17 protein-coding genes are annotated in these 17,504 nt (G+C 64.8%); 6 read left to right on the top strand and 11 right to left on the bottom strand.

The window, feature by feature from the left end; genetic code table 11:
- Positions 1-94: 94 nt before the first annotated feature.
- The 11 genes from ACLIKD_RS21225 to ACLIKD_RS21175 form a co-directional block, all read right to left on the bottom strand.
- Positions 95-664, bottom strand: coding sequence for a chemotaxis protein CheB (locus ACLIKD_RS21225; RefSeq protein WP_428826610.1), 570 nt, complete (start codon positions 662-664; stop codon positions 95-97).
- A 67-nt stretch (positions 665-731) separates the two neighbouring features.
- Positions 732-1,802, bottom strand: a complete 1,071-nt coding sequence (locus tag ACLIKD_RS21220; protein WP_428826609.1) for a flavodoxin family protein — start codon at positions 1,800-1,802, stop codon at positions 732-734.
- Between the two features lie 234 nt (positions 1,803-2,036).
- Positions 2,037-3,392: a GTPase HflX gene (gene hflX, locus ACLIKD_RS21215; RefSeq protein WP_428826608.1), complete on the bottom strand. Its 1,356-nt coding sequence runs from the start codon at positions 3,390-3,392 to the stop codon at positions 2,037-2,039.
- A 120-nt stretch (positions 3,393-3,512) separates the two neighbouring features.
- The gene (locus ACLIKD_RS21210) at positions 3,513-4,484 is read right to left on the bottom strand and encodes a bile acid:sodium symporter family protein (protein ID WP_428826607.1); all 972 of its coding nucleotides are present in this window, start codon (positions 4,482-4,484) and stop codon (positions 3,513-3,515) included.
- A 46-nt stretch (positions 4,485-4,530) separates the two neighbouring features.
- Positions 4,531-6,120: a gamma-glutamyltransferase family protein gene (locus tag ACLIKD_RS21205; protein ID WP_428826606.1), complete on the bottom strand. Its 1,590-nt coding sequence runs from the start codon at positions 6,118-6,120 to the stop codon at positions 4,531-4,533.
- A gap of 12 nt (positions 6,121-6,132) precedes the next feature.
- Complete coding sequence (locus ACLIKD_RS21200; RefSeq protein WP_428826605.1) at positions 6,133-6,828, bottom strand: GntR family transcriptional regulator; 696 nt, start codon at positions 6,826-6,828, stop codon at positions 6,133-6,135.
- A complete protein-coding gene (locus ACLIKD_RS21195; RefSeq protein WP_428826604.1) occupies positions 6,828-7,808 on the bottom strand; it encodes an ABC transporter ATP-binding protein in 981 nt (326 codons plus the stop codon). Before ACLIKD_RS21195 ends, ACLIKD_RS21200 begins: the two co-directional genes overlap by 1 nt.
- Positions 7,805-8,869, bottom strand: a complete 1,065-nt coding sequence (locus tag ACLIKD_RS21190) for an ABC transporter ATP-binding protein (RefSeq protein ID WP_428826603.1) — start codon at positions 8,867-8,869, stop codon at positions 7,805-7,807. Before ACLIKD_RS21190 ends, ACLIKD_RS21195 begins: the two co-directional genes overlap by 4 nt.
- A complete protein-coding gene (locus ACLIKD_RS21185) occupies positions 8,866-9,762 on the bottom strand; it encodes an ABC transporter permease (protein WP_428826602.1) in 897 nt (298 codons plus the stop codon). Before ACLIKD_RS21185 ends, ACLIKD_RS21190 begins: the two co-directional genes overlap by 4 nt.
- A 13-nt stretch (positions 9,763-9,775) precedes the next feature.
- Positions 9,776-10,729, bottom strand: coding sequence for an ABC transporter permease (locus ACLIKD_RS21180; protein ID WP_428826601.1), 954 nt, complete (start codon positions 10,727-10,729; stop codon positions 9,776-9,778).
- Positions 10,730-10,792: 63 nt separating this feature from the next.
- The gene (locus ACLIKD_RS21175) at positions 10,793-12,403 is read right to left on the bottom strand and encodes an ABC transporter substrate-binding protein (RefSeq protein WP_428826600.1); all 1,611 of its coding nucleotides are present in this window, start codon (positions 12,401-12,403) and stop codon (positions 10,793-10,795) included.
- A gap of 326 nt (positions 12,404-12,729) precedes the next feature.
- Between ACLIKD_RS21175 and ACLIKD_RS21170 the strand changes: the two genes are divergently transcribed.
- Genes ACLIKD_RS21170 through sigZ form a run of 6 tightly spaced genes read left to right on the top strand, consistent with a single transcriptional unit; the run spans position 12,730 to position 17,407 of the window.
- Positions 12,730-13,065: an ArsR/SmtB family transcription factor gene (locus ACLIKD_RS21170; RefSeq protein ID WP_428826599.1), complete on the top strand. Its 336-nt coding sequence runs from the start codon at positions 12,730-12,732 to the stop codon at positions 13,063-13,065.
- 24 nt (positions 13,066-13,089) lie between these two features.
- Positions 13,090-13,590, top strand: coding sequence for an arsenate reductase ArsC (locus ACLIKD_RS21165; protein WP_428826598.1), 501 nt, complete (start codon positions 13,090-13,092; stop codon positions 13,588-13,590).
- A 49-nt stretch (positions 13,591-13,639) separates the two neighbouring features.
- Positions 13,640-14,005: an arsenite efflux transporter metallochaperone ArsD gene (gene arsD, locus ACLIKD_RS21160; RefSeq protein ID WP_428826597.1), complete on the top strand. Its 366-nt coding sequence runs from the start codon at positions 13,640-13,642 to the stop codon at positions 14,003-14,005.
- 16 nt (positions 14,006-14,021) lie between these two features.
- The gene (gene arsA / locus ACLIKD_RS21155; protein ID WP_428826596.1) at positions 14,022-15,794 is read left to right on the top strand and encodes an arsenical pump-driving ATPase; all 1,773 of its coding nucleotides are present in this window, start codon (positions 14,022-14,024) and stop codon (positions 15,792-15,794) included.
- Between the two features lie 12 nt (positions 15,795-15,806).
- Positions 15,807-16,862 carry an ACR3 family arsenite efflux transporter gene (gene arsB / locus ACLIKD_RS21150; RefSeq protein WP_428826595.1) on the top strand — a complete coding sequence of 352 codons (1,056 nt, stop codon included), beginning with the start codon at positions 15,807-15,809 and terminating at the stop codon, positions 16,860-16,862.
- The gene (gene sigZ / locus ACLIKD_RS21145; protein WP_428826594.1) at positions 16,859-17,407 is read left to right on the top strand and encodes an RNA polymerase sigma factor SigZ; all 549 of its coding nucleotides are present in this window, start codon (positions 16,859-16,861) and stop codon (positions 17,405-17,407) included. The genes arsB and sigZ overlap by 4 nt, the downstream gene beginning before the upstream one ends.
- Positions 17,408-17,504: the final 97 nt, after the last annotated feature.

The raw sequence follows: 17,504 nt of genomic DNA, 5'->3' as shown, positions 1-17,504 counted from the left end.
CGCGATCCGCCACCCAGTGTAGAGCCAACATTCGGAAAATTGGCCGGTTTCAGCGCGGCACAATCAACCGCGCGCGGGCCGGCGGTCGCCGCCGCTAGACTTCGGCGTTGGCGATTCGGACGATTTGCTCGGCGATTTTTTCCGGCGACAGCACGAAATCGATGCAACCCGTGTCAATTGCACTCTCCGGCATGTCCGGCTGGCTTGCCGTTGCCAGTTTCTGCGCGATGGTGATGCCGCCGGCGTCCTGAATGCCGCACAGTGCGGCGGCGCCGTCGCCATCGTAGCCGGAGACGATGACCGCGATCAGCTTGCCGTCCCAGCAGTCGGTCAGCGAACGGAGAAACACCGTGATCACGTCAGGCCAGCCGCGCGGCTTGGAGATGGGCTTGAGCCGGAAAACGCCGTCGGCAACATGCAAATCGCGGTTGGCCGGGATGATGAACACGCGATTCGGCTCGATCAGCAACTCTTCGGTAATCAGATCCACCGGCATCGTCGTGAAGCGCGGCAGAACCTCGTGAAGTTGCGTCGGCACTTGGGTGATGTGATTGACGATGACGATGGCCACCCCCATGTCGGCGGGGAGGTTCTGCAACAGACGGATATAGGCATCGAGGCCGCCGGCCGAACCGCCGATGCAGACGATCGGGAATTTTTTCATCGCCGAGCCTCGTCCGGCGAAAGTGCGCCGGCCAACAGCCGGATCGGGATCGGGCGCATCGATTCACCTATTTCGGTCGCGGCCGCGACAAGACCGGCTGCACCGCCTGCAGGCGGCCGGCCCGCAGTTCCTGCACGGCCTTGGCGACGGCCCGTGCGACATTGCGCGTTTCTTCCTGCACCGCGGCATCCTGGTCGAGTGCTTCGTGGCTAGTCGCATACGGCGCGTAATAGCCGATATAGCGGTCGAGCCGGGCCTCTACCCCGGCATCGATCAAGCCCATCCAGTCGAGCCAGTCCGACAGCGCACGGCGGGAGCCTTCGACGCCGGCCACGTCGCCGTGAACGACCAGCCCGTAAGCCCGCCCGGCGAGGTGTTTCGGGTAGTCCCAGCCGGCCATCTCGAGGGCCTTGGCCAGGCTCGCCGTCTTGCCGGAAGTCGCAGTCGGGTCGGGATTGCCGCCGTCGGCGCAAACCAGCCGGTCGATCATCAGCTTCAAGGGGCCGGGGCTCTGGTACCAATAAACCGGGGTGACGATGATCACGGCATGGGCGGCGGTCCACCGCTCGTAGATTTCCGCCATCCAGTCGTTGGTCTGATTGAGCGTGTGGTTCGGGTAGCAGCTGCACGGCCAATGGCAGAGCGGCATGGCGGTCGACACGCAGCCCTTGCACGAGTAGATGTGCCGCCCGTATTCAGAGGTCAGCAGGCTGAGGTCGAGGACATCCACATCGATTCCGGCCTGCGTCAGAACTTCGCTCGCCAGTCCGAGCAACCGGAAGGACTTCGACATCTCGCCCGGACAGGTGCCGTCATTGCGGGCCGAGCCGCAGACCAGCAAGACCCGCGATGGCGTCGCCGTCTCCGACCACCGGCGCTGCGCCTGCTCGATGCGCTCTTTCGTGGCCAGCCATTCGGTGGACAGTTCGTAGTCCGGATCGGCATAACCCGGCCCCGCCTTACGGGTAAAGGGCGACTTGCGGCCAACCTGATAGATCTGCCAGGCGATCTCTTCGAGACGGGCAATCGAGCCGTCTTCGTCACGAAACGCCGGATCGACATAGGCCGCACGGAAACGGACACTGAATTGCTCTCGCGGAAGCAGTGCCGGCGCCTGACCTTTGCGGATTTCAATCACGTGAAAGCATCCCGGCGATGGCGCGGCACTCACCCACCGAAGCCAGGGCCGCCCGGCATTCGGCGGCGTCCCGACAGACCGGGAATCCTGTTACGTGACGGCGCTGCTCGTCCATGTCGGCTCTCTTGAGAAATCCGCGAAAGGCGGATGAAAGCACAACCTAAGCATTGCCTGCCGCGCCGTCTGTACGCCATCGCACCCAAGAGCAGGCGCCTGCTCCCGGGCGCCCCGAACTCAGCGCAGCGGCGCGAACTGTTCGCGCAGCCGCTGCAGGACGCTGCCCTCGCACCGCACGCGGAAAAAGGCGCCGTCCTCATCGGCGCGTTCTTCCAGCACTTCGCAACTGGCGTAGATCTCGCCGCGCAGTTGCTGCGCCGACCAGGACAGGAAGAGTTCGTCCTCGACCAGATCCTTCTGAAAAAAAGCGACGATGGTCTGGCGGAGGCTGGCGACCTCGTCCGGCCGGCGGGCGCTCATCACGATGCAGTCCGGATATTTATCGCGCAGGGCCGCCGTGCATGCGGCCTGGGCCGCTTCATCGCCGACGTGGTCGATCTTGTTGAAGATGCGCAGGCGCGGCACGGCATCGGCGTCGATTTCGGCCAGCACTTCGTCGGTCACTTCGAGCTGGCGTTCGAAGCCGGGATCGCTGGCGTCGATGACGTGCAGCAGCAGCGAGGCATCCAGCGCCTCGTCGAGCGTCGATTTGAACGAGGCGACCAGGCCGTGCGGCAGGTTCTTGATGAAGCCGACGGTGTCGCTGACCAGCACGCGCGGCACGCTTTCCGGGTGGAGGGCGCGCACCGTGGTGTCGAGGGTGGCGAACAGCTTGTTGGCGACCAGCACCTCGCTGCCGGTCAGGGCGCGCATCAGCGTGGATTTGCCGGCATTGGTGTAGCCGACCAGGGCGACGCTGGCGTGTTCCTGGCGACCTTGCCGGCGGGCGCGCTGGGTCTGGCGCTCGGCATCCATCGCGATGATTTCCTGTTGCAGTTCGGCGATCCGGTCGCGGATCTTGCGTTTATCCAGTTCGGTGTGCGACTCGCCGGCCCCACGGCCGCCGACGCCGCTACGCTGCCGGCCTTGCGGCCCGGCCAGTTTGGCCGCCTCACGCAGGCGCGGCGCCATGTAGCCGAGGCGGGCGATTTCGACCTGGGCCTTGGCGGCACGGGAGCGCGCGTTGCGGTGAAAAATTTCGAGGATGACCATGGTCCGGTCCATCACCTCGCAACCGACGTCCTTCTCCAGATTGCGCGCCTGCGACGGCGAGATCTCGTGGTCGACGAGGATCGCCCCGATCTCGAGAAAACCGGCCTTGGGCATGCCGGGTGCCGCGCCATCCAGCTCGGCGAAATCGGCTTCGTGATTCACGTAGTGGTGGATTTCCTGCCGCTTGCCAACCCCGAGGTAGGCCGTCGTATCGAAACTGGCGCGTTTCTGGACGAAGGTGCGGACCACCTTGATACCCAGCGTTTTGGCCAGTTCGCGCAACTCGGTGAGCGAGGCCTCGAACTCGACGTCGCTGACGCTGGGCAGTTGAACGGCCGCCACGACGGCGTACATGGGCTTTTCTTCTACATCTATCGGCATTCGGGAATTGCTTCTCTGGAGTGGGCGAAGTCGGATATTACCTGCCAATCCGCCCGCCGCCGGCATTCAGTATGCGCCGCGCGCCTGGCCCGCGCTGCCGCCAGGCGCCCGGCCGCCGCCTCAATCCCCGGCCGGCCGCCCCGCCCAGTGCTGGGCCAGCACGCCGCCGACCGCCAGCTGCAGCGGGTGATAGATCATGATCGGCAGCAGGATCAGGCCGAGCGCCGGGTTGGCGCCGAAGATCAGGTGGGCCATCGGCACCCCGGAAGCCAGAGTTTTCTTCGAGCCGCAGAACACCGCCGCGATCCGCTCCGCCATCGGCAGGCCGAGGGCCCGGGAGAGCCACCGGGTGAGACTCAGCACGATGAAGAACAGCAGGCTGGCGCCGACCACCGTTTCGACCAGCACCAGCGGCCCGTAGTTCGACCAGACGCCCTGCTGCACGGTATCGGCGAACGAGGTGTAGACCAGCGTCAGGATGGTCAGCCGGTCGACTATCTGGATCCGCGCCTTGTGGCGAGTCGCCCAGGTCGCCAGCAGCGGGCGCGCCAATTGCCCGAGGACCAGCGGCAGGACCAGCCAGAGCAGCAGGTCGATGATCACCGGCCCGACGTTGAAGTCGCCGCCGCTCTGGCCGAGTATCCAGGCCATCCACAACGGCGTCAGGACGACGCCGATCAGGCTGGACAGCGTCGCGTTGAAGACGGCGACCGGGACGTTGCCGCGCGCCGCGACGGTCAGCGCGACCGACGACGAAACGGTCGATGGCAAGGCGCAGAGGTAGAAGAAGCCAGTCTGCAGATCGGGCGACAGCCAGCCGCCGCTCAGCTTGAGCAGACCCCAGCCGAGCAGCGGAAAGACCAGGAAAGTACAGCTCTGGATCAGCAGATGGACGCGCCAGCGCAGCGCGCCATCCTTCAACGCGGCCAGCGACAGGCCGAGGCCGTTGAGGAAGAAGACCAGCGCGATGCCGATCTTGTTGAGCAGCTCCGGGTGCAGGAAGCCGCCCTTGGCGCCGGGCGCCGGCCAGAGAAAGGCGAGCGCCACGGCGATCAGCATGCCCTTGAGAAACCAGTCGAATTTGAATTTCATTTGAATGACCTGTTGTTGAGGCTCGAAGAAGTCCGCCAGTCCTGCCTTACCAGCCGGCCACACTGCCGTCGCTGCGCGGATCCTCACCGCCCTCGATCCAGCCGTCGGGATGCAGTACCAGCGCCCCGGCGTGTCCCATGCGCTCGTCGAAGGCGCCGACCACCTCGACCGGGTGGCCCATGGCGCGGAGCGCCGCGACGATCTCGGGGGCGTAGCGCGCCTCCAGCTTCAGCGTCGTGCTCTGCTCTGCCCAGGTCCGGCCGAGCAGCCAGCGCGGCGCCGCCACCGCCGAGCGGACGTTGTGGCCGCCCCAGACATAGCGCGAGAAGACGGCCGCCTGGGTCTGCGGCTGGCCCTCGCCGCCCATCGTCCCGTACACCAGCAGGCGGCCGTCGGCGAGCCGGGCCATCGCCGGGTTCAGCGTGTGGAAAGGCTTGCGTCCCGGTGCCAGGCTGCGCAGCTGGTTCGGCCGCAGGTCGAAGGAACAGCCGCGGTTCTGCCACCAGATGCCGGTCTGCGGCAACACAACGCCGCTGCCGAATTCGAAGTAGATGCTCTGGATCATGCTCACCGCCCGACCTTCGCCATCAACGACGCCCATCCAGGTGGTGTCGCCATCCGAGTTGGGGGCCGGCCACGGGCTGGCCTTGTCGAGCGGCACGGCAGCTGCCAGGGCGGCCAGCGTCGAGTCGCCGAGCAGGCTGGCCGGATCGATCTTCATCGCCGCCGGATCGGTGACGTGCTTGTCGCGCAGCATGAAGGCCTGCTTGGTCGCTTCGACCAGCGCATGGATGCCTTCGACGTTGTCCGGGCTCCAGCCGGCCTGACGGATGCGGTCGTAGATGCCGAGGATGAGCAGCGAGGCCAGGCCCTGGGTCGGCGGCGCCAGGTTGTAGACCTTGCCGCAGGAGAGCTGGACTTCGAGCGGCACCTTGAGCTCGGCCTGGTGCCGGGCGAGATCGTCGGCGGTGAGCGGGCTGCCGACGGCGGCCAGGTCGGCGCCGATCTGCTGCGCCAGTTCGCCGCGATAGAAATCGTCGGCGCCGGCCCGCGCCAGTTGTTCGAGCGTTGCCGCCAGCGCCGGAAAACGATGCCGCTGGCCGTACGCCGGCACCTTGCCGTCGGCCAGGAAAGCCGTGGCAAAACCGGGTTGCATGTTCAGTTCGGCCAGCTTGTTGCGGGTGTTCTCTTGCTGGCTATGGGTTACCGGAAAGCCTTCGCGGGCATAGTGGATGGCGCTTTCGAGCAGCCGGGCGAAGGGCAGCCGGCCGCCCCATTTGCGGCGGCTGAATTGGTAGGCGGCACCCCAGCCGGACAGCGTGCCGGCCACGGTGTTGGCGGCCAGCGGGCCGCGCCAAGGAATGCTCGACAGCGTCTGGTAGAGATCGCGGGTCACGCCGGCACCGGCCGCGCCGCAGGCATCGATCGAGCGCATCGGCTGGCCCGGCGCATGCATCAGCCAGAAGCCGTCGCCGCCGATGCCGGTCATGTGCGGATAGACGACGGCCAGCGTGGCGGCGACGGCGATGGTCGCCTCGATGGCGTTGCCGCCGTCGCGCAGGATGTCGAGGCCGGCCTGGGAGGCCAGCGAGTGCGAGGCGACGACGGCGCCGCGGGTGGCGAGGATGGGATTCATGACGGTCTCCGTTTATTTGCCATTGGTATTGGGGCTGGCCCAGGCCGGCGCGACGCGGTTCGTCGCGCTGCGGGCCGAAAGCAGGTGGGAGCGCATCTCCCGGTAAGTGGTGATGACGTCGTGGGCGAGGATGGCCTCGACGATCACCGTGTGTTCCTCGAAGGATTCGCCCATCCGCTCGACGTTGCGGAACTGCGTCCGGCGAAAGCTCGAAACGCGGTGGCGCAGGCTGGTCGCCAGTTCGATCAGCACCGGGTTGTAGCAACCGCGGATGATCGTGGCGTGCAGTTCCAGGTTGGCGGCGTCGTAGCGGTCGATGTCGCCAACCTGCATCGCCGCCCGGCCCTCGGCGTGCAGTTCGAGCATCCGCGCCCGGTCGGCCTCGGTCATGCGCAAGGCGGCATGGCGGGCGCAGGCGGCTTCCAGTTCGCCGATCGCCTCGAACATCTGGTCGAGCTGGTCGACGCTCAGCGCCGCCACCACCGAGCCGCGATTCGGCCGGGTGTCCACCAGGCCCATGATGGCCAGCTGTTTCAGGGCTTCGCGCACCGGCGTCCGCGAGACATTGAAACGGGCAGCCAGACTGACTTCGTCGAGGCGGCTGCCCGGCGCCAGATTGCCGAGGACGATTTCATCGGCGATGCGCCGGCAGACATCTTCCGCCAGACCGCCCCGGCCGCGGCCGGCTGCGACAGGATCGCTGTTCATCAGGCAGCCTCCGCCAGCGGTAGGATTGGGTGCCAGCAAGCCAGCGCCTGATTGCCCAGCGTTTGCAGCGGCGGCACCTCGCGCCGGCAACGCTCGCTGGCCTGGGCGCAGCGCGGGGCAAAGCTGCAACCGGGCGGCAAGGCGGCCAGGTTGGGCGGCGAACCGGGCACCGCGAGCAGCGGCTGGCCGCGGTTCTCGGTGCCGACCGTCGCGGCGAGCAAGCCGGCGGTGTAGGGATGGCGCGGCGCCCGGACGATCTGGCCGACCGGCCCCTGCTCGACGATGCGCCCGGCGTACATCACGGCGATGCGGTCGGCGACTTCGACGGCGGCGGCGATGTCGTGCGTCACGAAAATCACCGACATGCCGGTTTCGCGCTGCAGTTCGCGCAGCAGCAACAGAATCTGGATCTGCACCGTGGCGTCGAGCGCCGTAGTCGGCTCGTCGGCGAGCAGCAGCTTGGGCTGGCAGGCCAGCGCTAGGGCGATCATCGCCCGCTGCCGCATGCCGCCCGAGAGTTCATGCGGATAGGCGTCGAAACGACGTTTGGCCTGCGGAATCTGCACTCGTTCAAGCATCGCCAGGGCCTGGGCGCGGGCGGCGCTTTCCTTGATCGCGGCGTGGGCGCGGATCGCTTCGGTGATCTGCTGGCCGATGGTGTAAACCGGGTCGAAAGCCAGGCCCGGCTCCTGGAAAACCATCGATACCGTGCCACCGCGATACAGATCGAGCGCCCGGCCCTTGAGGGCCAGCACGTCCTGGCCGTCGACCAGCATCTTGCCCTGGACCTTGGTCGTCCGTTCCGGGTGCAGGCGCAGCAAGGTACGCAGCGTGACGCTCTTGCCGGAACCGGATTCGCCGAGCAGGCCGAGCACCTCGCCGGCCGCCAGTTCGATATTGACCTCGTTCAGCGCGCTGGCGGTGCGGCTGCCGCAAAACTGCACCGACAAGTCCTGCAGGGAAACCACGGGGGTAGTCATGGCTGAATCTCCGTGAGGGCGGCGGGATGACCGGACGCCGGATCGTTGAGATGGCAGGCGGCCTGATGCGCCGGCTCGCCGGCGATGCCGATCAGCAGCGGGGCTTGGGCGGCGCAGACCGGATGGGCATGCGGGCAGCGGTCGCGGAAGCGGCAGCCGCTCGGCGGGTTGATCGGGTTGGGCGGATCGCCGACCAGCGGCGAGGCCTGCGTCCGGTTGTCCGGGTCCATCGACGGCACGGCGGAGAGCAACGCCCGCGTGTAGGGATGCGCCGCCTGGCCGTAGATGCGCTCAACCGGGCCGGTTTCGACGACCTGACCGAGGTACATCACCATCACGTAGTCGGAGATGTAATGCACGACGTGCAGGTCGTGCGAGATGAACAGGTAGGTCAGCTGACGCTCGGCCTTGAGTTCCTGCAGCAGGTTGAGGACCTGCGCCTGGACCGACTTGTCGAGCGCCGCCACCGCCTCGTCGAGGATGACCAGGCGCGGATCGAAGGCCAAGGCGCGGGCGATATTGACCCGCTGACGCTGACCGCCGGACAGCTCATGTGGATAGCGGCTGGCGAACTGCTCCGGCTCCAGCCCGACCCGGGCCAGCAGGTCGCGCGCCTGGCGCATCGCCTCGGCCGCCGGCATGCCATGGACGCGCGGGCCGTAGGCGATGGTTTCGGCAATGGTCAGGCGCGGGTTGAGCGAGGCGAAGGAATCCTGGAAAACCATCTGCAGGTTGCGGCGGAATTCCTTCAGGCGGATGCCGCCGAATTCCTCGACGCCTTCGCCGTCGAACACCATGCTGCCGGCGTCGGCCGCCATCAGCCGGGCGATCAGGCGGGCAGTGGTCGATTTGCCGCAGCCCGATTCGCCGACGATGCCCAGCGTCTTGCCCTTGGGCACCGAGAAGCTGACGCCATCCACGGCATGGACGAACTTCTTGCTCCGTTCGAGCGGGCTGCCGCGCACGGCGAAATGTTTTTTCAGGTCGCGCACCACCAGCAGCGGCTGGGCGGGACCGCCCCGATCCTGGATCGGCGGCGGGAAATGGGTAGTTTGTGTCATCGACGGATGTCCATGGCCGAACGCACGCTATCTGCCAGCAGATTGAATGCGATAGAGGTGACGAAGATCAGGGCGCCGGGCAGCGCCGCGATCCAGGGATTGACGTAGATCGCCGAGCGCAGCGTGTTGAGCATCAGGCCCCATTCCGGCTCCGGCGGCTTGACGCCGAGGCCGAGGAAGGAGAGGCCGGAGGCGAGGATCATGCTGACGCTGAGCAGGCCGGTGGCATAGACGAAGACCGGGCCGAGCACGTTGCCCAGCACATGCACGCGGATGATCGAAAAGGCGCCGGCACCGCTCATCCGTGCCGCCTCGATGTAGTCGAGCTGGCGCACCTGGGTGGTGACGCTTTCGGCGACCCGCACCACCTGCGGCACGAAGACCAGGGTCAGCGCCAGCAGGCTGTTGCTCATGCCCGGCCCGAGCGCGCCGGAGATGGCCACGGCGAGCAGCACCGAGGGGAAGGCGTAAAACACGTCGAGGACGCGCATGATGACCATGTTGACCTTGCCACCGACGTAGCCGGCGAACAGACCGATCGCGGTACCGATGCCGAAGGCGGCGAGCACCGGCACAACGCCCATCAGCAGCGACAAGCGGCCGCCGTACATGAGCCGTGTCAGCATGTCACGGCCGAGTTCGTCGGTACCGAGCAGGAAACCGGGGCTGCCGATCGGCAGCAGGCGCTTGATCATGCTCGCCTTGAAGGGATCGGCCGGCGCCAGCCAAGGCGCGAAGACGGCGGCGCCGATGATGACCAGCAGGACCAAGCCGGCGGCCAGCGCCATCGGATCGTGCCGCAACTGGCGCCAGACGACCAGCCAGTAACTGCGGCTCGGGGCCGGGGCGGCAAGGGCCACCGCCGGCAGCGAAAGTTCGAGGGAAGCGGACATCGATAGTCTCCGTTTAGCCGCGCCCCATGCGCGGGTCGATCAGCGGTTGCAGGATGTCCACCAGCAGGTTGAGGACGACGAAGAACATGCAGAGCACCAGGATGGTTCCCTGGAGCAGCGGGATGTCGCGCTGGAAGATCGCGGTATTGAGCAGGAAGCCGGTGCCCGGCCAGGCGAAGACGGTTTCGACCAGGATCGAGCCGCCCATCAGGTAGCCGATCTGCAGGCCGGCGACGGCGAGCACGGTCGGTGCGGTGTTCTTGGCGATGTGGCGGAAGATGGCGAGGCCGGACAGGCCGCGCGCCCGCAGCGCGGTGACGAATTCCTGTTCCAGCATGTCGGCGACCAGGGCGCGCACGGTGCGGGTGATGATGCCCATCGGAATCACCGACAGCGTCAGCGCCGGCAAGACCAGATAGCGCAGGTGCTCGACGTCCCACAGCCATTCCGAGGAACCGCCGGGACCGGCGCCCATGGCCGGGAACCAGGGCAGCCAGATGGAGAAGACGATGGTCAGCACCAGGCCGAGCCAGTAGTGGGGAATGCTGACGCCGACCACGGAAATGACCGTGGCGACGCGGTCGATCCAGGTGCCGTGGCGGTAGCCGGCCAGCGCGCCAAGAATGCAGCCGATCAGCACGCCGCCCAGCGCGGCCATGCCGGCGAGCAGCAGCGTGTTGCTGACGGCGCTCAGGACTTCGGCGGTGACCGCCCGGCCGGAAGCGATCGAGGTGCCGAGATCGCCCTGAACGGCACGCAGCAGCCACAGGCCGTATTGCACCGGCACTGGCTTGTCGAGGCCGTAGGCGCTCTTCAGGGCGACGATGACTTCTTCCGGCGCATCGGCCGGGGCGATGGCGTTGAGCGGGTCGCCCGGCGCCAAATAGACCAGCACGAAAGAGACCACCGTCACGCTGAGCGCGATGGGAATGGCGTACAACAGACGCTTGATGATGTAGGCAAACATGAGGCGCTTTCTTCGATCCGGCCAAGGCCGGTGAATGGCCGGGGCAAGCCCCGGCCCGGTGGATCACATGCGGATGGTGGTGAGGTCCTGGAACCAGTGCTGGGCCTGGACGAACTCCTTGACCTTGGGCGACATCGCATGCGGATTGACGTCATGCACCACCCACAGCATCAGCGCGTCGTCGACCATCGATTGATGGACGAAGGCGAGCAGCCCGTCCTGCGTCTTGGTATCGAAAGTCGTCTTGATCTTGTCGATCGCGGCATCAACCTTCGGGTTGTTGTAGCCGCCCCAGTTCACGCCGTTCGGTGCGACGTAACGGCTGTCGGCAAAGCGGGTCAGCGCGTAGAACGGGTCGGCGGTGACGTAGCCGAGGTTGATCGCGGTGATGCCCTTGCCGGCGTTCATGTCGGCCTTGGCGCCACTACGCCAGTGCAGGTAGAGGTTCTCCAGCTCGACGACTTCGAAAGTCACCTGGATGCCGACTTCGGCCAGGCTCTGCTGGATGAACTCGTTCATCGGCAGCGACAGCATCTGGCCGGTGCCGCCCTGGGCGATGATCACCTTGGCCTTCAACGGCTTGGCCTGGCTGTAGCCGGCCTGGGCCATCAGCGCACGGGCGGCGGGCAGGTCGTAGCCGATCTTGAAGCTCGGCTTGCCGAACCACGGGCTGGTCTGGTCGAGCTGACCCTTGGCCGGCGTCGCCAGACCGCTCATCAGGCTGACCACCGCATTGCGGTCGATCGCCAGGTTGGCGGCCTTGCGCACCCGGATGTCGGTCCATGGCGAGCCCGGCAGGGTCGAGAAGTGATACGGCCAGACGTGCGGCGTGACGTTCTGCACCAGCTTGAAACCGGCCCCCTTCAATTGCGGCAACACATCGGGCGGTGGCGTTTCGATGATATCGACCTGACCGTTCAACAGCGCGTTGGCCCGGGTCATCGCATCCGGAATCGGCACCAGCACGATGCGATCCGTCTTCGCCATGCGGCTCTTGTCCCAGTAGGCGGTGTTCTTGACCAGGTCGGCCCGTTCGCGCGGGACCAGCTTGTCGAGCTTGAAGGGACCGGTGCCGGACGGCTGGCTGGCCACCTTGTTCCAGTCCTTGCCCAGCTTTTCCCACTGTGCCGGGCTGGAGATCAGGAACCATGGCAACTGGTAGGGGAACAGCGCATCGATATCCTTGGTCGTGATTTCGACCGAGTAGTCGCCGACCTTGCGATAGGAGGCAATCGACGGAATCCGCGGGCGTACCTGGGCGCTCTGCTTGGCGTCGAACTGCGGCGACTTGTCGGCCAGCACCTTGTCGAGGTTCCAGACCACGGCATCGGCATTGAACTCGGAGCCGTCGTGGAACTTGACGCCCTTGCGCAGCGTGAAGACCCACTTCTTGTTGTCCTTGGCATCGACCTTCCACTCGCTGGCCAGGCCGGCGACCAGTTTGCCCGGGCGATTGCCGACATTGGCCTCCCAGGCGACCAGCGGGTCGTACAGCGTATGGCCGGTGAACTGGTAGGCGCCGGCGCCGCGGTCCGGCTGGCCGGTGGTCAGCGGAATGTCGGCCATCGAAATGCCGTAGCGGGCGACGGTTTCTGCATGCAAAACACCATGCAGCGCGAGGCTCAGCGGAACCACCGCCAGCCAGTGGGAAAGCTTCTTGCAATTGGGCTTCATGAACATCTCCAAAGTGGGGAAAGCACTTCAGTGATTGCATGCAATGTGCCAATTGCCGCGTTTTTTGGAATGTATTTCCTAAGCGTCTGTTTGGCCGGCGTTAACTTGGAAATTGTTCAATTCGCCGGCGTTCACAATGTGAAATTTCACCAGATTCCACACCGGACATTGCATGCAAGATGCACCGCCACAGGGCATCCGGCCAGGCGGTGCACCCAAGCTGGGGCGGCGAAAATTCGCTGAGCGCGGCCGGCCCGAGCGCAAGGAGAACTCGGCACCAGTCGCCTGCCGTTGAATGATTTAAACATTTCTATTACTATGGAAACATGATCATCAAAGAAGCCGTTGCCGCGCTCGGTGCGCTGGCCCAGGAAACCCGTCTGCAGATCTTCCGCTTGCTCGTTCAGGCGGGAGCCGAAGGGCTTGCCGTCGGGGTTATTGCTGAACGTCTGGGCACCGAGGCAAACGGTCGCCTGTCATTTCATTTGAAGGAATTGGCCATTGCCGGCCTGGTCAGCGCCAACCAGTCGGGTCGCTTTGTCTACTACTCGGCCAACTATCCAGCGATGAACGAACTGCTCGCCTACCTGACGGAACATTGCTGCAGCGGAACACCCTGCGGCATCGATGTTGTTCCCTGCGATCCTGCCAAGACTTGCTAAACAATCCGGATATCGACCACCGCCATGTCTCAACCCATCTGCAACATCCTGGTCCTGTGCACCGGCAATTCGGCTCGCTCCATCCTCGGCGAAGCCTTGTTCAACCATTTCGGCCAAGGGCGGATTCGTGCTTACTCGGCGGGTAGCCAGCCGTCCGGAAAAGTCAATCCGGTCGCCCTGGAAACCCTGACCAGGCATGGCATTCCGCTGCCCGAAGCGCGCAGCAAATCGTGGGACGAGTTTGCCGCGCCGGGGGCGCCGGCCATCGACTACATCATCACGGTCTGTGCCGGGGCTGCCGGGGAAACCTGCCCGGTGTGGATCGGCCACCCGACCACGGCGCACTGGGGTATCCCCGACCCCGCCCATGTCGAACCGCTGGCCGCCCGCATCGAAGCCTTCGAGGTGGCGTATCAACAGCTCGAACGGCGGGTCCGTGCGCTGCTCGCCCTGCCGCTTGAAACCATGAGCCCAGCCGACATCAAGGCTGCGGCCAAACGAATCCACGAGGAAGCAGCGGCTTGAATCCTCGCCCTTTCTCAAATCCAAGTTGAAATTTTCAAAGGAACCCGCCATGCCGACCATCCAGATTTTCGACCCCGCCTTGTGCTGCAGCACCGGTGTCTGTGGCGTCGATGTCGACCAGCAATTGGTCAGTTTTTCGGCCGATGTCGATTGGGCAAAGCAGCAGGGAGCGCAAATCGAACGCTTCAACCTCGCTCAGCAACCCATGGCCTTTGCCGAGAATGCAGTCGTCAAAGGCTTTCTCGAACGCTCGGGGCAGGAGGCATTGCCGCTGATTCTGGTCGATGGCGAGTTTGCCCTGGCGGGTCGTTATCCGAACCGTAGCGAGTTGGCCCGCTGGGCAAAAATCGAAGCTGCCGCGGCCGCCGTGGAACAACCGGCCAAAAGCTGTTGCAGCGGTTCCAAGTGCTGCTAAGCATTTAAAGGTCACCATGAAATTCCTCGAACAGCCGCCGCGTTACCTGTTTTTCACCGGCAAGGGTGGCGTCGGTAAAACCTCGATTGCTTGCGCCAGCGCGATCCAACTGGCCGCAGCCGGACGGCGCGTGCTGCTGGTCAGCACCGATCCGGCCTCGAATGTCGGCCAGGTTTTTGGCGTCGAAATCGGTAACCGTATCGTCGGGATTGACGCCGTTCCCGGTTTGTTTGCACTGGAGATCGATCCGCAGGCAGCGGCCCAGGCCTACCGGGACCGGATCGTCGGTCCGGTGCGCGGGGTGTTGCCGGAAGCCGTGGTCAAAGGAATCGAGGAGCAGTTGTCCGGCGCGTGCACCACGGAAATTGCCGCCTTCGACGAGTTCACCGCGTTGCTGACCGACTCGGCCCTGGTTGCCGGCTACGATCACATCATCTTCGATACCGCGCCGACCGGGCACACCATCCGCCTGCTGCAACTGCCCGGCGCATGGACGGGCTTTCTCGATGAAGGCAAAGGCGATGCCTCCTGCCTGGGGCCTCTGGCCGGGCTGGAAAAACAGCGCTCCCAATACAAGTCGGCAGTCGAAGCCTTGGCCGATCCGGTGCGGACCCGGCTGATCCTGGTTGCCCGGGCCCAGGCGGCAACGCTGCGCGAGGTCGCCCGAACGCATGAGGAATTGGCGGGCATTGGCCTCAAGCAACAATATCTGGTGATCAATGGTGTTCTGCCCGAGGCTGCGGTCGGCGGCGATCTCCTGGCCAAAGCCATTTTCAAGCGCGAGCAGGCCGACTTGCTCGACACTCCGGAAGCCTTGAAAGCCTTGTCCATCGATCAGGTCGGCCTGAAGCCGTTCAATCTGGTCGGCCTCGCGGCGCTTCGGAAATTGCTCGTCACCGATGCCGACATTGCCGCTTCCGACATCCCGGCCGCGACGGTACTTCCCGAAGTACCCAGTTTGTCGGTACTGGTCGATGGTATTGCGGCCGATGGTCACGGACTGGTGATGTTGATGGGCAAAGGCGGGGTCGGCAAGACCACGCTGGCGGCCGCCGTCGCCGTCGAACTGGCCAGCCGCGGCTTGGCGGTTCATCTGACCACCTCCGATCCGGCCGCGCATCTGTCGGAAACCCTGGCCGGCAGTCTTGAGCATCTGACGGTCAACCGGATCGATCCGCATGCCGAAACCGAGCGATATCGCCAGCAGGTACTGGAAAGCAAAGGGGCAACGCTCGATGCGCAAGGCCGGGCACTTCTGGAAGAAGACCTGCGTTCGCCGTGCACCGAAGAAATTGCCGTCTTCCAGGCGTTCTCCCGGGTCATCCGCGAGGCCGGCAAGAAATTCGTCGTGATGGATACGGCGCCGACCGGCCACACCCTGCTGCTGCTCGATGCCACCGGTGCCTATCACCGCGAAATCGCCCGTCAGATGAGCGACAAGCACATGCACTACACGACGCCGATGATGCAGTTGCAAGACCCCAGGCAGACCAAGGTGCTGATCGCGACGCTGGCCGAAACGACGCCGGTTCTCGAAGCCGCCAACCTGCAGGCAGATTTGCGCCGCGCCGGCATCGAACCCTGGGCCTGGATCATCAATAACAGCGTGGCGGCAGTGCAGTCGTCGTCACCGCTGCTGCGCCAACGGGCCATCAATGAACTTGCCCAGATCGACCTGGTCGCCCATACCCACGCCAACCGTTACGCGGTTGTCCCGCTGATTCAGGATGAACCGGTCGGGGTTGAGCGTTTGCGCGCCCTGGCCAATTGCCGTCCGGTAACCGACTGAGAGAGGTCAAGCATGAGTGAAGTCACAAAAAAACTATCCTTCCTCGACCGTTACCTGACGGTCTGGATCTTCGCCGCGATGGCGCTGGGGGTCGGTCTCGGTTATTTCGTGCCGGGCACCGAGGCTTTCATCAACCGCTTTCAGGTCGGCACGACCAACATCCCGATCGCCCTCGGCCTGATCCTGATGATGTACCCGCCCTTTGCCAAGGTGCGTTACGAGGAACTGCCCGACGTCTTCAGCGACAAGAAGGTGCTCGGCCTGTCGCTGGTCCAGAACTGGATACTCGGGCCGCTCCTGATGTTCGCGCTGGCCATCATCTTCCTGCCCGACAAGCCGGAATACATGGTCGGCCTGATCCTCATCGGCCTGGCCCGCTGCATCGCCATGGTCATCGTCTGGAACGAAATCGCCAAAGGCTCGACCGAATACGCCGCCGGCCTGGTCGCCTTCAACTCGATTTTCCAGGTGCTGTTCTTCAGCGTCTATGCCTGGTTCTTCGTCACCGTGCTGCCGCCGCTGTTCGGACTGAGCGGCATGGTGGTCGATATCTCGATTGGCCAGATTGCCGAAAGCGTCTTCATCTATCTCGGCATTCCCTGCGTCGCCGGCATCCTGACCCGCGTCATCATGCTGCGCTTCGTCAGCAAAGAGTGGTACCACACCCATTTCGTGCCGAAAATCGGGCCGATCACGCTGGTCGCGCTGCTATTCACCATCGTCGTGATGTTCAGCCTCAAGGGGCAATTGATCGTCACCATTCCGCTCGACGTCGTGCGCATCGCCATCCCGCTGTTGATCTACTTCGTCGTGATGTTCCTTTTCTCGTTCTACATGAGCCGGAAGGTCGGGGCCAATTACAAGAAGTGCACGACGCTGTCCTTCACCGCCGCCAGCAACAACTTCGAGCTGGCGATTGCGGTGGCGATTGCCGTCTATGGCATCAACTCCGGTGCGGCGTTCGCCGCGGTGATCGGCCCGCTGGTCGAAGTGCCGGTGATGATCGGCCTGGTCGGCGTGTCGTTGTGGTTCCGCAAACGTTTCTTCAGTGGCGAAGCGGCCGGATGAGCGCCCCCTGCCTGATGACCGCCTGGTCGGCTTGCCAGGCCGAGCTGTTGGGCTACCTGCGGCATCGGGTCGGGCATCTTGAGGATGCCGAGGAGGTGCTGCAGGAAGTGTTCATCAAGGCCATGCGGCAAGGAACGCAATTCTGCGGCATCGACAACCCGCGGGCCTGGCTTTTCCAGGTGACGCGCAATGCCTTGGCTGATCGCTTGCGGCTGGCGCGGGCGCACGTTTCGCTGCCGGAGGATCTTGCCGCCCCTTCACCGGAAGCCCCGCCGCCGGTTGATGATCTCAGCCAGTGCCTGCCTCGGGTACTGGCCGAACTTTCAGAGACTGATCGGCAAGCGATCACTTTCTGCGATATCGACGGCAAATCGCAGCAGGAGCTGGCCGAATCCCTGGGCCTGTCGCTGTCCGGGGCCAAGTCCCGCATTCAGCGGGCCCGTCAGCACCTGAGAGAAAAAATGGAAAGCGCTTGCCAGGTGCGTTTTGACGAATCGGGTTCGATCTGCTGCTTTACGCCGCGCCCGCCATTACCAGACCAATGATGCCTGGCGTACATACAGGCGCCGCTTTTTCCGGCGACCATCGCCTTCTCAAATGAGGATGGGGCACTGGTGCCCTGCCCCGAGGAAAAGGAGACAG

Origin of the sequence: Azonexus sp. IMCC34842 (assembly GCF_050368855.1) — a bacterium.
Lineage (GTDB): Bacteria > Pseudomonadota > Gammaproteobacteria > Burkholderiales > Rhodocyclaceae > Azonexus > Azonexus denitrificans_A.
The sequence above is the reverse complement of the archived record's forward strand: the minus strand, read 5'-3'. Positions and strand labels throughout refer to the sequence as shown.